Origin of the sequence: Roseovarius nanhaiticus (genome assembly GCF_900156535.1) — a bacterium.
GTDB classification, from domain to species: Bacteria; Pseudomonadota; Alphaproteobacteria; order Rhodobacterales; family Rhodobacteraceae; genus Roseovarius; species Roseovarius nanhaiticus.
Window position 1 is genome coordinate 1389121 of sequence record NZ_FTNV01000001.1, and the last position, 14672, is coordinate 1403792.

Sequence of the window (14672 nt, forward strand, 5' to 3'; positions counted from 1 at the left end):
AATGCTATAGTCTGAAATATACTCTGCAAATATGGATATGAATGAAACCTATACCCATTGCTCTGCGCCAGATCGATTACGTGATCGCCACCGCGGATACGGGCAGCACGGCCGCCGCTGCGCGTCTGCTCAGCGTCTCGCAGCCCTCGGTGTCGCTGGCCATCACCAAGGTCGAGGCGCATCTGGGCCGTGCGCTTTTTGCGCGTGCGGCCGGGCAGGGCGTGGTGCCGACGGCCTTTGGCCGGCAAAAGCTGGGTGAGTTTCGGCAGCTGCGCGCGCGGGCCGAGCAGACGCTCATGGGGGGCGATCAGAAGAGCGCCGTGATGGATCTCGGCGTCTTTTCGACCCTTGGGCCCAGATATGCGCCGTCGCTGGTGCGCGGGTTTGAGCAGGCATATCCAGGCGCCCGCGTCCGCCTGCACGAGGGCGATATCGAGACGTTGGCGAGATGGCTGGACGGTGGCCAGATCGACGTGGCGCTGACCTATGATTTCGCACTTCCCTCGACGTGGGAGGTCATACCCCTTGCCGACGTGCGGCCCTATGGGCTGGTGTGGTCGGGCCATCCCCTGGACGGGCGGGCGTCTGTCGGGCTGGCCGCGCTCTTGCAAGATCCGCTGGTCCTGATGAACTTGCCGCATAGCCGCGGCTATTTTCTGACGCTGGCGCAGATGAACGGTGTGACGCCGCGGATCGCCTATGAGACCGGCTCGGTCGAGATGCTCCGCTCGATGGTCGCCAACCGGATGGGGGTGGGCCTGTTGGCGACCGATATCCCCCACGGGACAGCCTATGACGGCGGCGGCGTCACACGCCTGCAGCTGACGGGCAATCTGGCATCGCACCGCATTGCGCTGGTCCGATCCAAGGCTCTCCAGACCGGTGCGCTGAGTGAGGCGTTCTGCAACCACGCAGCCAGTGCCTTCGCGGGTGAGGGGGTGAGGCCGTAACCCCGCCGAAATCGGGCTCCGCAGCCGGAGGGGCTTGTGCGCTGGGCAGGCTGCCCACACCCTCTCGACCTCCGCGCCAGAGAAACATTGACGAAAGCGCGTTTCGATGGCTCGCCGGTATTGGCCCCCCGGCCTCTAACCGTTGTCACGAATGCGAGGCAGGGCGCCAAGCCTTGGCCCGGCCCTGCCGTGATGAGGGCCGTCTTAACGCGTGACAAACCGCATTTACGCCCCCAAGCTTGGGCCTTTTCGCAGCTGTCCAACGTTCTCCGATTCTATAGGTAGCCTATGCAATCTCCTCTCCCTTCTCTGCGCGCGCTACAGGCTTTCGAGAGTTTCGGGCGTCTCGGGTCAGTGACGGCAGCGGCGCGCGAGTTGGGCGTGACGGCGGGCGCGATCAGCCAGCAAATCAAGCTCCTCGAAGCGCAGCTGAAGATGCCGCTCATCATGAAGGACGGTCGCCGCGCGTCGCTTGCGCCCGGCGCGCATGCGTATCATGAGTTGTTGACGTCGGGCTTTGACAAGCTGCGCCAAGCGCAGGGCTTGCTGACCGAGCGCATGGAAGACCGGGAGGTCAAGATTTCTGGCCTGCCGACCTTGCTGCTCAAATGGCTCAATCCGCGTCTGAATCGCTTTGGCGCGCCGCAAGGGTCGGTGTCTTTCCGACTGGAGGCGACGCATGTCGAGCCAGAGCCACAATTCCTGAACCGCATGTTTCGGCTGACCTACGGCGCGGCATCCGAGGCACATCCGCATCGCCGCGCGCTTTTTCATGACGTGTGTTTTCCGGTCTGTTCGCCCGATTTCCTGGCGCGCCACCCGGAGGCCGCAAGGCCCGAATGCATGGGCACGTTGCCATGGATCGATATCGATTGGGGCCCGGCCTATGCCAGCATCCCGCGCCTTGGAGATTGGCTGAGCGCGCAGGGTGTGCCCGTCCCGCGCGACAAGCCGCTATCGGTGCATTCGCTCTCGAGCTCCGCGCTGGAGGCGGCGGCAGGCGGGCACGGCATTGCGCTGGCGCAGCACTCTTTCGTGTCGGTGGATCTGCGCCTCGGGCGCCTCGTCCAGTTGTCCAGCGCCGTCATCCCGATGCCCGAACCTTACCATATCTGCTGGGCGCCGGGCCTGCTTGAAAACGAGGTCGCGCGCGCGTTCTTGAACTGGATCCTGTCCGAGGCGCGAGGCGATTAGCGCAGAAAACCTAAACAGTCGCGTTGCATATCGGCATTTATTTCCGCGTCGACTTCCTTATAGATCGACCAATCCCAGCCATCCGCACCGCAGTCAGGAGATCTTCGATGTTTTTGAAAAACGCATGGTACGTCGCCGCATGGAGCGACGAGATCGTCGGCGCGCTTCAGCAGGTCAAGGTGCTGGGTGAGAAGATCTGCATGTTCCGAAACTCCGAGGGCGAAGTCATCGCCATGGAGGATGCCTGTCCGCATCGCAAGCTGCCGCTGAGCAAGGGGCGCATCAAGGATGACAATGTCGAATGCGGCTATCACGGCCTGACCTTCGATTGCGCGGGTCAATGCGTCTGGGCGCCGGGCGGCGGTCGCATCCCCTCGGCGGCGCGCGTGCGGCCATATCCGGTGCATGAAAAGTATGGTCTGATCTGGATCTGGATGGGCAATGCCGCCATCGCCGACCCCGAGGACATCATCGACATTCCGAATTTCGACAGCCCCGACTGGGGCATGAATCGCGGCGCGGCAATGGAGCTGAACTGCAACTATCTGCTGATGTGCGACAACCTGCTGGACCCGACGCATGTCACCTGGGTCCACGAATCGTCCTTCGCCTCGGCCCAGACCAAGGATGCGCCGCTACGTGTGACCAAGACCGATACGGGTATCATCGTGCATCGCTGGATGATGGATCACGAGCCCGCGCCCTTCTACAAGAAGGTCATCGAATTCAACGGAAATTGCGACCGTCTCCAGCATTACGAGGTCCGCTATCCCTGCCACGCGCTGATCCGCGCGGTCTTTACGCCGGCGGGGACGGGCGGCCCGGATGGTGGCCTCCACGAGAACACCTTTGTTATGGACAGCTACAATTTCATGACGCCCACCACCGAGACAGAGACGCGCTATTACTGGTTCCAGCTGCGCAATGTCAGGCCCGATGACGAAGAGCTGTCCAAGATGATGAGCGAAGACGTGCGAAGTGCCTTCGAGGAGGACCGCGCGGTGCTGGACCAGGTGCAGATCGGCATGAGCGAGAAGACGTCACCGCATATCGACCTGCAAATCGACGCGGGCCAGTTGCGTTTTCGCCGTAAACTCGAGGCGATGATCGCCGAAGAGGCCATGGTCGATTCCAAGCTGAGCCAGTAACAGGGCAAACGGATATCGCGCGCGCGCAAGGCCGTTGGCATGTTGATCTGCGCCTCGCGCTCTGGGCGGCTATCGGCGCCGGACGTCTCGGTGATGATGCCCCGAGGCTGCTGCCGAAAGCGTGAGTCAGGTTCCTGTCAGCTTCGGTGCGATGACGGATCCGCCTTCGGCCCCCGTATCGCCACGAGGCGGCATCACGATGCATGACCCAAGCGACCCGCCATGTCATGCAGCGGGCCTTGGTGCGGCCATAAAACTAGATTATAAGCGCATACGCATGAACTTAAGCGAAGGCCCGTCCATGAAAGCCACCTATCGCGAGGTGAAGGCGGATATTCTGTCCAAGATCACCAAGGGCCACTGGGCGCCCGGCAGCCTCATTCCGAACGAGGTCGAGCTTGCCGAGAGCTATGGTTGCGCGCGGGCCACAGTCAATCGCGCGATGCGCGAGCTGGCCGATGACGGGCTGATCGAGCGGCGCCGCAAGGCCGGAACCCGCGTGCGGTCCAGTCCGGTGCGCCAAGCGCGCTTTGACATCCCGCTGGTGCGCCGCGAGATCGAGGACAAGGGCGCCGAATACCGCTATAGCCTGGCCTCTCGCAGCATCGAAGGGGCGCCGGACTGGTTGCGCGCGCGGCTCCAACTCGAGGCGGGCGCAGAGGCGCTGCACCTTGTTTGCATGCACTACGCCGACGGTGACCCCTTCCAGCACGAGGATCGCTGGATCAATCTGGGCGCCTTGCCGCAGGCCGCGGATGCGGATTTCACGCAGACCGGCCCCAATGAATGGCTGGTCGCGACCATTCCCTTTTCGACCGCCGAGATCAGCTTTTCCGCGACGCTGGCCGATAGGGCGCTGGCCGAGTATCTGGCCTGCGACACCGGTGCGCCGCTTTTCACCGTCGAGCGGGCGACGTGGTTCGAGGGGGATGCAAACACCTTCGTCCGGCTCACCTACCGCCCCGGCCACCGGATGACGACGCGCTATTGAGCGCCCTTTGCAATCGAAAGACACGCTATGAGCACCCAATCACTCGCCACCCTGATGACGCCCTGCCTGATCGTCGACGAGGCCAGGATGACGCGCAATATCGAGCGTCTCGCGGCCCATGCGGCCAGCCTTGGCGTGCCGCTGCGACCGCACCTGAAGACGGGTAAATCGGTGGAGGTGGCCCGCCGGATGCTGCCGGGCGGCACCGGGCCTGCGATGGTCTCGACCCTGGCCGAGGCCGAGGTCTTTGCCGCTGCCGGGATCCGCGACATCACCTACGGCGTCGGTATCGCCCTGAACAAGCTGGACCGCGTTCTGGATCTGCACCGCGCCGGGTGCCGCCTGACGGTCCTTGTCGACTCCGCCGCGCAGGCGCGGGCCGTTGCTGACGCGTCGGCGCGGGCGGGCATTGCCATCCCGGCGTTGATCGAGATCGACAGCGACGGCCATCGCAGCGGGTTGGTGCCGGATGATCCGGAAATCATCGAGATCGGGCGCATCCTGCAGGATGGGGGCGCCGAATTGGCGGGTGTCCTCTGCCACGCGGGCCAGAGCTATGGCGCGGTGGGCCGCGCCGCGCAGGCCAAGTTCGCCGAGGTTGAGCGCACCGCTTTGGTGGCTGCGGCAGAGGCGCTGCGCGGCGCAGGTCTGCCATGCCCGGTGGTCAGCGCAGGGTCGACCCCCACGGCCCATGCCGCGACGGATCTGACCGGCGTGACCGAGCTGCGCGCGGGCGTTTACGTTTTCTTCGATCTGGTGATGGCGGGCATCGGCGCCTGCGCGGTGGACGACATCGCGCTTTCGGTTCTGACGACGGTGATCGGGCATCAACCCGCGCGCGGCTCGATCATGATCGATGCGGGCTGGATGGCGCTGTCGCGCGATCGTGGCACGGCGGCGCAGGAGTTGGATCAAGGCTATGGCCTGGTCTGTGACGAGGCGGGGCGCCCGATCCCCGATCTGATCGTCACCCAGACCAGTCAGGAGCATGGAACGATTGCCGCGCGCCCCGGCTCGGACGCGGCCATGCCGGACCTGCCCATCGGCACGCGCCTGCGCATCTTGCCGAACCATGCCTGCGCAACGGCATCGCAGCATGGCGAGTATCACGTCATCCCGAAGGATGGCGGACCACTGATGGAATGGCCGCGTTTCGGCGGCTGGTAGTGGGGGCGCCGCCGGGCCTTTATGGACCGGCGGCGAAAGCGCATCAGAGGATGCCGGGCAGGTTCAGCCCCTGCTCGCGGGCGCAGTCCAGCGCCTCCTCATAACCCGCATCGGCATGGCGCATGACGCCGGTCGCCGGATCGTTCCAGAGGACACGCGCGATGCGGCGGTCGGCATCCTCGCTACCGTCACAGCAGATCACCATGCCGGAATGCTGGCTAAAGCCCATGCCGACGCCGCCGCCATGGTGGAGCGACACCCAGGTCGCGCCCGACGCTGTATTGAGCAGCGCATTGAGCAGCGGCCAGTCGGATACGGCGTCGCTGCCATCCTTCATCGCCTCCGTCTCGCGGTTTGGCGATGCGACCGAACCGCTGTCGAGGTGGTCGCGGCCGATCACGATAGGCGCGCTCAGCTCGCCATTGCGGACCATCTCGTTGAAGGCGAGGCCCAGCTTGTGACGCACCCCGAGGCCGACCCAGCAGATGCGCGCCGGAAGACCCTGGAAACTGATCCGCTCGCGCGCCATATCGAGCCAGTTGTGCAGATGCGTGTCCTCCGACAGGATCTCCTTCACCTTGGCGTCGGTCTTGTAGATATCCTCGGGATCACCCGAGAGGGCGGCCCAGCGGAAGGGGCCGATGCCGCGGCAGAAAAGCGGGCGAATATAGGCGGGGACGAATCCCGGGAAGGCAAAGGCATTCTCTAGACCTTCCTCCAGCGCGACCTGCCGGATGTTGTTGCCGTAATCCAGCGTCGGCACACCTGCGTTCCAGAAATCGACCATCGCGGCGACATGCACCTTCATGCTGGCGCGGGCGGCTTTCTCGACGGCCTTGGGATCGCTCTCGCGCTTGTCGCGCCACTGGGCCATCGTCCAGCCCTGCGGCAGGTAGCCATTGACCGGATCATGCGCACTGGTCTGGTCGGTGACGATATCGGGATGCACGCCGCGCCTGACCAACTCGGGGAAGACATCGGCGGCATTGCCCAGCAGCGCAACCGATTTCGCCTCGCCCGCCTTGGTCCAGCGGTCGATCATTTCCAGCGCCTCGTCCAACGTCTGGGCCTTTTCATCGACATAGCGGGTGCGCAGGCGGAAATCGATGCTGTCGGGATTGCACTCGACCGCGAGGCAGCAGGCGCCGGCCATGACGGCGGCCAGCGGCTGCGCGCCGCCCATGCCGCCAAGTCCGCCGGTCAGGATCCATTTGCCGGTCAGATCGCCATCATAGTGCTGGCGGCCCGCCTCGACGAATGTCTCGTAGGTGCCCTGAACGATGCCTTGGCTGCCGATATAGATCCACGATCCGGCGGTCATCTGGCCGTACATCGCCAGACCCTTCTTATCCAGTTCGTTGAAATGGTCCCAGGTCGCCCAATGCGGCACCAAGTTGCTGTTGGCGATCAGAACGCGCGGCGCGTCCTTGTGCGTCTGGAAGACGCCCACGGGCTTGCCCGATTGCACCAGCAGCGTCTGATCCTCTTCGAGATCCTTGAGGCTGGCCACGATGGTGTCGAAATCGTCCCACGTGCGCGCGGCGCGCCCGATGCCGCCATAAACGACGAGCTCGTGCGGGTTTTCGGCCACGTCGGGATGCAGGTTGTTCATCAGCATCCGCATGGGCGCTTCGGTCATCCAGCTCTTGGCTGTGATCTCGCTGCCGGTCGCGGGATAGATGTCGCGGGTGTTCTTGCGGGGATTGCTCATGAGATGCCTCCGGGCGTGAGTTTTGCGATAAGGGCCGGATCGGCCAGTTGGGTCAGAATGTCCTTGAGGGGGCGGCGCAGGCGCTCGGCCTTGGCGCTGTCATAGCTCCAGGGCGGGGCTTCGGCGCTCAGATAGGTCGCTTGCGACAGTTCCATCTGGATGGCATGCATGCCGTGCGTGGGCTGGCCATAGTGACGCGTCGTCCAGCCGCCCTTGAAACGGCCGTTGAGAACGCTGCTATATCCTTCGGCAGCATTGCAAACGTCCTGGACAATGGCTTCGATCGCGGGATCGCAGGTGGCGCCCATATTTGTGCCGATGCTGAAATCGGGCAGCACGCCGTCAAAAAGAAACGGAATTTCCGAGCGGATCGAGTGGCAGTCATAGAGGATCGCGATGCCGTGGATCGCCTTCACCCGCTCCATCTCGGCTTGAAGGGCCGCGTGGTAGGGCGCGTGATAGCTCAGGCGGCGCTCTTCGATCTCGTCCGTGTCGGGCGCGCGGTCCCAGATGTCATGCCCGTCGAAATCGGTCAGCGGCACGAGGCCGGTGGTGTTCTGACCGGGATAGAGCGACGCGCCCGACGGGTCGCGATTGGCGTCGATCACATAGCGGTGGAAGGTCGCCTGCACCGTGGTGGCGCCGGACAGCAGCCCGTCATAGAGCCGCTCGATATGCCAATCGGTATCGTCGAGGCCGCGGCCCCGCTCGTTCAGATCCGCCATGATGGCGTCCGGCACATGGGTGCCGGTATGCGGAAGGCCCAGCACCACGGGGCTGTCGCCGCGCGCGACCTCGACCGGGATCATGCGCCCAGCTCCGGCATCGGGGTATCTGCCGCCTCGATGACGGCGCCCGTGGCGATCATCTGCGCCGCGCGCTCCAGATCGGGGGCCATGTAGCGGTCATCGCCCAGCGTCTCGACCTCTTGCCGGACACGCGCGACAACGCGGGCGAGCGGCTCGCTGGTGGTTAACGGTGCGCGGAAATCGACGCCCTGCGCCGCGCAAAGAAGTTCCACCCCGAGGATGCGGGTGAGGTTGTCCAGCATCGGCATCAGGCGCCGCGCGCCGTGCGCCGCCATGCTCACGTGATCCTCCTGATTGGCGGAAGTGGGCGTGCTGTCGGTAACGCACGGGTTGGCCAGATGCTTGTTCTCGCTCATCAATGCGGCGGTTGTGACTTCGGCGATCATATAGCCCGAATTCAGCCCCGGACGCGGCGTCAGGAAGGCAGGCAGATCGTGGCTGAGCACCGGATCGACGATCAGCGCGACGCGGCGCTGGGCGATGGCGCCGATCTCGGCCACAGCCAGCGCGATCATGTCGGCGGCAAAGCCGACCGGCTCGGCATGAAAGTTACCGCCTGAGACGATCAGATCCGCCTCGGTCAGCACAAGCGGATTGTCCGTTGCTGCGTTCGCCTCGATTTCCAGCGTTCGCGCGGCCTGGCGCAGCACATCCATCGCGGCGCCCGTCACCTGCGGCTGGCAGCGGATGCAATAGGGATCCTGCACGCGCGCGTCGCCGTCCACATGGCTCTCGCGGATCTCGGAGCCGTCCAAGAGCGCGCGCATCGCCTCGCCTGCCTCGATCTGGCCGCGATGGCCGCGCAGGCTGTGGATCTCGGGCTGCAGGGGTGCGGTCGAGCCCATGATGGCGTCCGTCGAGAGCGCGGATGTGACCAGCGCCGAATGCGCCGCGCGCCATGCGCCGAACAGGCCCGCCAGCGCAAAGGCGGTGGAGAATTGCGTGCCGTTGATCAGCGCCAGCCCCTCTTTTGGGCCAAGCTCAATCGGGCTCAGACCGGCCGCGGCCAGCGCCTTGTCGCCGGGCATCACATCGCCGCCGAATTCCGCCTCGCCATGGCCCATCATGACGGCCGCCATATGCGCCAGCGGCGCCAGATCGCCCGACGCCCCGACCGAGCCCTGGGCCGGGATCTGGGGCGTCACGCCCTTGTCCAGCATCGCTTCGATCAGATGTGTCAGCTCGAGCCGCACGCCCGACGCGCCGCGTCCGAGGCTGAGCAGCTTGAGCGCCATCAGCAGCCGCGCCATGCGGCGCGGAATGGCCGGACCGACGCCGCAGCAATGCGACAGGATCAGGTTGCGCTGCAGCGTGGCCGTATCCTCGGACGCAATCTTGACCGAGGCCAGCTTGCCAAAGCCGGTATTGACGCCATAGACGGCATCGGTTCCGGCGACGGCGCGGGCGATGCGCGCATGGGCGCGCTCGATATCCGGGTGGCACGCGGGATCGAGCCGCACGGCGGCCTCGCTCCAATAGATCTGCGCCAGATGGTCCAGCGTCACGGCGCCGGGCGTCAGGGTAAGCGTGGTCACGAAATGCCTCCGAAGATGCGGGAATGAAGCGGGTTGAACCCGATGCGATAGCTCAGCTCGGCGGGTGTCTTGACGTCCCAGACGGCCAGATCGGCACGCTTGCCCTTGGCGATGGTTCCGCAATCATCCAGCCCCAGTGCGGCGGCGGCATTGCGGGTTGCACCGCTCAGCGCCTCTTCGGGCGTCATGCGGAAAAGGGTGCAGGCCATGTTCATGGTCAAGAGCAGCGAGGTCAGGGGGGACGAGCCGGGGTTGTTGTCGGTCGCCAGCGCCATCGGCACGCCTGCCTTGCGCAAGGCGGCGATGGGCGGGGCCTGGGTCTCGCGGATGGTGTAGAAGGCGCCGGGCAGGATCACGGCAACGGTGCCGGCCTTGGCCAGCGCGGCGACGCCCGCATCGTCCAGATACTCGATGTGATCTGCCGAGATGGCGCCATGGCCTGCCGCCATGATCGCGCCTCCGAGGTTCGACAGCTGCTCGGCATGGATCTTGACCGGCAGTCCGAGCTCGCCCGCCACGTCAAAGACCCGGCTGACCTGTTCGGGCGAAAAGGCGATGCCTTCGCAGAAAGCGTCGACTGCGTCGACCAGCCCTTCGGCATGGGCTTTGCGAAGGGTCGGGATGCAGACCTCGTCTATATAGGCATCGGGGCGGCCCTCGTATTCGGCGGGCACCGCATGCGCGCCGAGAAACGTGGTGCAGACCCGCACCGGGCGCTCTTCGCCGATGCGGCGCGCGGCGCGCAGCATCCGCAGCTCGGTTTCGGTGTCGAGGCCATAGCCCGACTTGATTTCCAGCGTGCAGACGCCCTCGGACAGCAGGGTATCGACGCGGGGCAGGGCGTCCGCCACCATCTGGTCCACATCCGCCGCGCGGGTGGCCTTGACGGTCGAAACGATGCCGCCCCCGGCGCGCGCGACCTCCTCGTAGCTGGCGCCGTTGAGGCGCATCTCGAACTCGCCCGCGCGGTCGCCGCCATGCACGACGTGGGTGTGGCAGTCGATTAGGCCGGGCGTCACGAGGCGCCCCCCGAGGCTGTGCCCCGCTGTGCCGTCATACCGTGACGGCAGATCCGCGCGCGGGCCGACCCAGGCGATTCGCGCATCCTTGACGACGATCGCGGCATCTTCGATCAGGCCATAAGCGTCACCCCCCGGCACCATGGTTGCGGCTGTAAAATCGACGTAAAGGGTGCTGCTATCTGTCATAAACTGTCCGAAATGGCTGAGGTTTCGCTTTGCCTGCGGTGGGTGGATCTGTATATGTCTATACATAAACTTTCGAAAGGCAGTCAAATGATTTTCGCAAATCAGGCTCTCCTCGCGCATGGCTGGGCCAGCAACGTCCGGCTCTTGGTGGAGGGCGGCCAGATCACCGGTATTGAGGAGGGCGCCGCAGCCCGGCCCGGTGATACACGCGTCGACACGCTTCTTCCGGCGCTGGCGAACCTTCACAGCCACAGCTTTCAGCGGGCGATGGCGGGGATGACCGAATACCGCATGGCGGGCAAGGACAGCTTCTGGACTTGGCGCGATCTGATGTACCGCTTTACCGCGCATCTCAGCCCCGAGCAGATCGAGGCGATTGCCGCCTTCGTTTTCCTCGAGATGCAGGAGGCGGGGTACGCCTCGGTGGGCGAATTTCACTACATCCACCACCAGCCGGATGGCACGCCTTACGCCGATCTGGGCGAGCTGTCAGCGCGCATCGCCGCTGCGGCGGGGCGAACGGGCATCGGCCTGACACATCTGCCGGTTCTTTATACCTATGGCGGCGCAGGCAAGGCGCCGCTGCAGGCAGGGCAGGCGCGGTTTGGCAATGATGTGGACCGTTTTGGCGATCTGGTGGCGCGGGCGCGCGAGGCGGTTGGCGCCTTGCCCGATGACTGCCGCGTGGGCATCGCGCCCCATTCGCTGCGCGCAACCTCGCCCGAGGATCTGGCCCGCGCGCTGAGCGCGCATGAGGGCGGGCCGGTCCATATTCATGTGGCCGAGCAGCCCAAGGAGGTTGCCGATATCTCGGGCTGGCTGGGCGCGCGCCCGGTCGAATGGCTGCTGCAGAACGCGCCGGTGAACGAGGCGTGGTGCCTCATTCACGCCACCCATATGACGGACGGCGAAACGACGGGCCTCGCAAATTCGGGTGCGGTCGCGGGCCTTTGCCCGATCACCGAGGCCAATTTGGGCGATGGTCCGTTCAATGGGCCGCAATATCTGCGGGCGGGCGGGGCGTTCGGTGTCGGGTCGGACAGCAATGTGCTGATCTCGCTGACGGAAGAGCTGCGTACACTGGAGTACTCCCAGCGTCTGCGGGACGTGGCACGAAACGTGATGGTCGTCGGTGAGGGTTCGGTGGGCGCGCAACTATACCTGGGCGCCGCGAAGGGCGGCGCGCAGGCGCTGGGCCGTGATGCGGGCCGGATCGAGACAGGCGCGCTGGCTGATCTGGTGGCTATAGATTCAGAGGATACGGCGCTCTGCGCGCTGGGGCAGCATCAGATCCTCGACGGGCTGGTCTTTGCCGCGACGGACCGGGTCGTCACCGATGTATGGTCTGCCGGACGCCATGTGGTGACCGAGGGCCGCCACGTTGCGCGCGACGCTGTGCTCAGCGCCTATAAAGGTGCGATGGCCAGCGTAATGTCCGCGCTCTGATCGCCGTAATCGAGCGCGATCTCCAGAACCGCGTCGCCTTTGGCGAGCCGTAGGGAGACGCGGTCCGTAACAAAGACTGTGTCGGCGATCGCATAGGGACGGTCGCCGATTTCCGGGTGGCCGGCCACGACGTGGATCGCCATCAGGCCAGTCTTGGGCGGGGTCAGCACCGGATCGTCCGCGCCATGATGCGGCGTGACGCAGCCCGTGCAGACCGTGGGGTCGAACATCAGGTTCAGGTCGGTCAGAGGACCGTCATGCAGCCGGGACGCCACCGGCAAGTCGCCATCGAAGGCCACCGGCAGACAAGGCGCAGCCGTCAGAGCCCCGTCCGCGTGCACCAGATCCATACCGCTGCCCGACACCACGGTGAGGATGCGTTGCAGCCCTTCGAAATTGGAAAACGGCCCTTCGTTGGCTACGTCAGCGCGGCTGAGTGTCCACACGACGCGGTCCGCCGAACTGCCACGCGCGATCTTGCGCGTGATGCCGCCGCCATTCTTCCACGGCACATCGACCAGATCGGTGCCCTTCAAAACATCCATTCCGTGCCTCTCTTTATCGGCGCCCACGAGCCAGAGCGGGGCATAAGGTCTTACTGAAACTCAATTACCCTTGTTTATGTCCACACATAAACGCGATGCAAGAACAGCCCTACACGCGCCACAACCGGCGCACCCCGTGAGGCGGGACAATTCATCGCGATCAGGGGCGTCAGTCTGAACGGCCTTTAAAGGGTCGAGGACTTGGTTAAGATCAAGGCGCCGGTCCTATGCCGTACGATTGGTGTCAAACTCTCGGGCCGCGCTCAGCGCGGCCCTGTGTTACAAATCCGGTGTTTTCCAAAGCCGCGCGACGGCTTAAGACCGTCACAGCTCCTTGACGCTGGCCGCAATGGCATCGACCGCGCGCAGCGACAGGGCTGCGATCGTCAGTGTCGGGTTGGCGGTTGCCGAGGTTGGGAAGGTCCCCGATCCCAGCATGAAGAGATTGCGATGATCGAAGCTGCGCAAATCGGCATCGACCACCGAACTCTTCGCGTCCGAGCCCATCCGCACGGTGCCGATGATATGACCCGCGCCTTTTGCATCGGGCGCGTGGTTGATGTCAGACGCATTCATGGCGGCAAAAATCTCGTCATGGGCCTCTTCGGCGGCGGCAAGGCCGGCCAATGTGTAGTCCGAATAATCATAGTGAATGCGCGGCAGGGGCACGCCGTTCGCGTCGCGCTTTTCCGGGTCCAGCGTGACCCGGTTCTCGGCATCGGGCGATTGTTCGACCAGCGAGCTGATGCGGATCTGGCGCGAGGTCGCGTCCTTGATCGCCGCATCCAGTTCGGCCCCGCGCAGGCCGGAATTGGCCAGATCCGCCGCCGTGCTCTCGGGCGCGCCCGTCGGCCAGCTGTGACCGTCATTGGCAATCTCGATGCGGAACGCCGCGCGGTTCTTGCGGAAATCGCCGTCGCGCAGGTTCTCGATACCGGAGGTTGCCAGCGGCCCGCGGAAGGGAAAAACAGGCTCGGCCGTTGTGGCCCAGCTCAGCTTTGACGGATGGTCCATGAGGTTGCGCCCCACTTGGTCCGAGCTGTTGGCGACGCCGTTCTCGGCCCCGTCCTGGGCCGAGTTGAGCAAAAGGCGCGGTGTTTCGATCGCGTGGGCGGCAAGGACGACGACCGTCCCCGAGGCGGTGCCAGTGCTGCCATCGGCCCGGCGGAAATCAACCGAACCGATCTTGCCATCGCTGCCGAGGTTAAGCCGGGTCGCGGTCGTCTCGTCATGCACCACGGCGCCTGCCTCTTCGGCAAGGCGCACATGCACGGTCGCGTCATACTTGGCCTGAATGGGGCAGACGGGGATGCAGGAGGCATTGCCGCAGCAAGGAGGCCGGTTCGCATGGTTTGCCGAATTGCGGCCCTGCGGTGTCGAGCGCAGCTGGAACCGCGTGCCTTCCAGCGCCGCGCCCACATGCTTGTCCAGATAGGTGACGGGGATCTGCTTCATCGGATATTCGCCCGACCGGGGCGAGCCGAGATCCTCGCTGCTGTCGCCCGCAACGCCGATCTCTTGCTCGGCCGCCAGATAGAACGGCTCGAGCGCATCGTAATCGAAAGGCCAGTCCACGGCCTGCCCATAAAGCGAATTCAGTTTGAAATCGGCAGGCACGTTGCGCAGGGTTGTTCCCAGCCAGTGCCAAGTCGTGCCGCCGACCACCTTGATATAGGTGGATTTGAATGTTTCCGGCCCGATCTGCTGATAGTAATCATTCAGCTTATGGGTCAGGGGATGCTCGGCGGAGGGATCGTTTGGGTAGGCCGATTCCGGAACCTTTATCTTGGCATTCCAGAATTTTTCGACCGCGTCGAAACGGTCGATGCGCTTGCCGCTTTCCAGAAATGCGACCTTGAGACCCTTTTGTGCCAGTTTCGATCCGGCCAAAGCGCCAGCGATGCCGGTGCCGATGATAAGAACGTCTGCGGTGATGTCGTTAGCCATTGTGAGCTGCCTTGAATGATT

The 14672-nt window shown here is 64.7% G+C and carries 12 protein-coding genes; 6 read left to right on the plus strand and 6 right to left on the minus strand.

Annotation, left to right across the window (positions count from 1 at the left end; all coding sequences use genetic code 11):
• Positions 1 to 41: 41 nt before the first annotated feature.
• The 5 genes from BW975_RS06655 (at position 42) to BW975_RS06675 (ending at position 5450) form a co-directional block, all read left to right on the plus strand.
• Entirely contained in the window at positions 42 to 950 is a 909-nt protein-coding gene (locus BW975_RS06655) for a LysR family transcriptional regulator (protein WP_076532071.1), read from the plus strand.
• A gap of 288 nt (positions 951 to 1238) precedes the next feature.
• Positions 1239 to 2144, plus strand: a complete 906-nt coding sequence (locus BW975_RS06660) for a LysR substrate-binding domain-containing protein (RefSeq protein ID WP_076532073.1) — start codon at positions 1239 to 1241, stop codon at positions 2142 to 2144.
• 107 nt (positions 2145 to 2251) lie between these two features.
• Positions 2252 to 3292 (plus strand): aromatic ring-hydroxylating dioxygenase subunit alpha, encoded by a 1041-nt coding sequence (locus tag BW975_RS06665; RefSeq protein ID WP_076532075.1) that lies wholly within the window; start codon positions 2252 to 2254, stop codon positions 3290 to 3292.
• Between the two features lie 301 nt (positions 3293 to 3593).
• A complete protein-coding gene (locus BW975_RS06670; protein ID WP_076532077.1) occupies positions 3594 to 4283 on the plus strand; it encodes a UTRA domain-containing protein in 690 nt (229 codons plus the stop codon).
• 27 nt (positions 4284 to 4310) lie between these two features.
• A complete protein-coding gene (locus tag BW975_RS06675) occupies positions 4311 to 5450 on the plus strand; it encodes an alanine racemase (RefSeq protein ID WP_076532079.1) in 1140 nt (379 codons plus the stop codon).
• A 43-nt stretch (positions 5451 to 5493) separates the two neighbouring features.
• Here the strand turns inward: BW975_RS06675 and hutU are convergent, their stop codons facing one another.
• Genes hutU through hutI form a run of 4 tightly spaced genes read right to left on the minus strand, consistent with a single transcriptional unit; the run spans position 5494 to position 10713 of the window.
• Complete coding sequence (hutU, locus tag BW975_RS06680; protein ID WP_076532081.1) at positions 5494 to 7161, minus strand: urocanate hydratase; 1668 nt, start codon at positions 7159 to 7161, stop codon at positions 5494 to 5496.
• Positions 7158 to 7970: an N-formylglutamate deformylase gene (gene hutG / locus BW975_RS06685; RefSeq protein WP_076532083.1), complete on the minus strand. Its 813-nt coding sequence runs from the start codon at positions 7968 to 7970 to the stop codon at positions 7158 to 7160. The genes hutU and hutG overlap by 4 nt, the downstream gene beginning before the upstream one ends.
• Complete coding sequence (gene hutH, locus BW975_RS06690) at positions 7967 to 9505, minus strand: histidine ammonia-lyase (protein WP_076532086.1); 1539 nt, start codon at positions 9503 to 9505, stop codon at positions 7967 to 7969. The genes hutG and hutH overlap by 4 nt, the downstream gene beginning before the upstream one ends.
• Positions 9502 to 10713, minus strand: a complete 1212-nt coding sequence (gene hutI / locus BW975_RS06695) for an imidazolonepropionase (protein WP_076532088.1) — start codon at positions 10711 to 10713, stop codon at positions 9502 to 9504. Before hutI ends, hutH begins: the two co-directional genes overlap by 4 nt.
• Before the next feature lie 87 nt (positions 10714 to 10800).
• Here hutI and BW975_RS06700 point away from each other — a divergent pair, with 87 nt between their 5' ends.
• Complete coding sequence (locus tag BW975_RS06700; protein WP_083686999.1) at positions 10801 to 12159, plus strand: formimidoylglutamate deiminase; 1359 nt, start codon at positions 10801 to 10803, stop codon at positions 12157 to 12159.
• On the opposite strand, the gene BW975_RS06705 is transcribed toward BW975_RS06700, so the two are convergent.
• Together BW975_RS06705 and BW975_RS06710 are read right to left on the minus strand one after the other, a co-directional pair.
• Entirely contained in the window at positions 12120 to 12704 is a 585-nt protein-coding gene (locus BW975_RS06705; RefSeq protein ID WP_076532089.1) for a HutD family protein, read from the minus strand. The genes BW975_RS06700 and BW975_RS06705 overlap by 40 nt on opposite strands.
• A gap of 324 nt (positions 12705 to 13028) precedes the next feature.
• Positions 13029 to 14651 (minus strand): GMC family oxidoreductase, encoded by a 1623-nt coding sequence (locus BW975_RS06710; RefSeq protein ID WP_076532091.1) that lies wholly within the window; start codon positions 14649 to 14651, stop codon positions 13029 to 13031.
• Positions 14652 to 14672 lie beyond the last annotated feature (21 nt).

What these genes read in the sequence shown, in the direction of transcription:
- hutG (WP_076532083.1), bottom strand. Translation starts at nt 7,970, where the DNA reads ATGATCCCGGTCGAGGTCGCGCGCGGCGACAGCCCCGTGGTGCTGGGC.
- BW975_RS06655 (WP_076532071.1), top strand. Translation starts at nt 42, where the DNA reads ATGAAACCTATACCCATTGCTCTGCGCCAGATCGATTACGTGATCGCC.
- hutI (WP_076532088.1), bottom strand. Translation starts at nt 10,713, where the DNA reads ATGACAGATAGCAGCACCCTTTACGTCGATTTTACAGCCGCAACCATG.
- BW975_RS06700 (WP_083686999.1), top strand. Translation starts at nt 10,801, where the DNA reads ATGATTTTCGCAAATCAGGCTCTCCTCGCGCATGGCTGGGCCAGCAAC.
- BW975_RS06660 (WP_076532073.1), top strand. Translation starts at nt 1,239, where the DNA reads ATGCAATCTCCTCTCCCTTCTCTGCGCGCGCTACAGGCTTTCGAGAGT.
- BW975_RS06675 (WP_076532079.1), top strand. Translation starts at nt 4,311, where the DNA reads ATGAGCACCCAATCACTCGCCACCCTGATGACGCCCTGCCTGATCGTC.
- BW975_RS06670 (WP_076532077.1), top strand. Translation starts at nt 3,594, where the DNA reads ATGAAAGCCACCTATCGCGAGGTGAAGGCGGATATTCTGTCCAAGATC.
- BW975_RS06710 (WP_076532091.1), bottom strand. Translation starts at nt 14,651, where the DNA reads ATGGCTAACGACATCACCGCAGACGTTCTTATCATCGGCACCGGCATC.
- hutU (WP_076532081.1), bottom strand. Translation starts at nt 7,161, where the DNA reads ATGAGCAATCCCCGCAAGAACACCCGCGACATCTATCCCGCGACCGGC.
- BW975_RS06705 (WP_076532089.1), bottom strand. Translation starts at nt 12,704, where the DNA reads ATGGATGTTTTGAAGGGCACCGATCTGGTCGATGTGCCGTGGAAGAAT.
- BW975_RS06665 (WP_076532075.1), top strand. Translation starts at nt 2,252, where the DNA reads ATGTTTTTGAAAAACGCATGGTACGTCGCCGCATGGAGCGACGAGATC.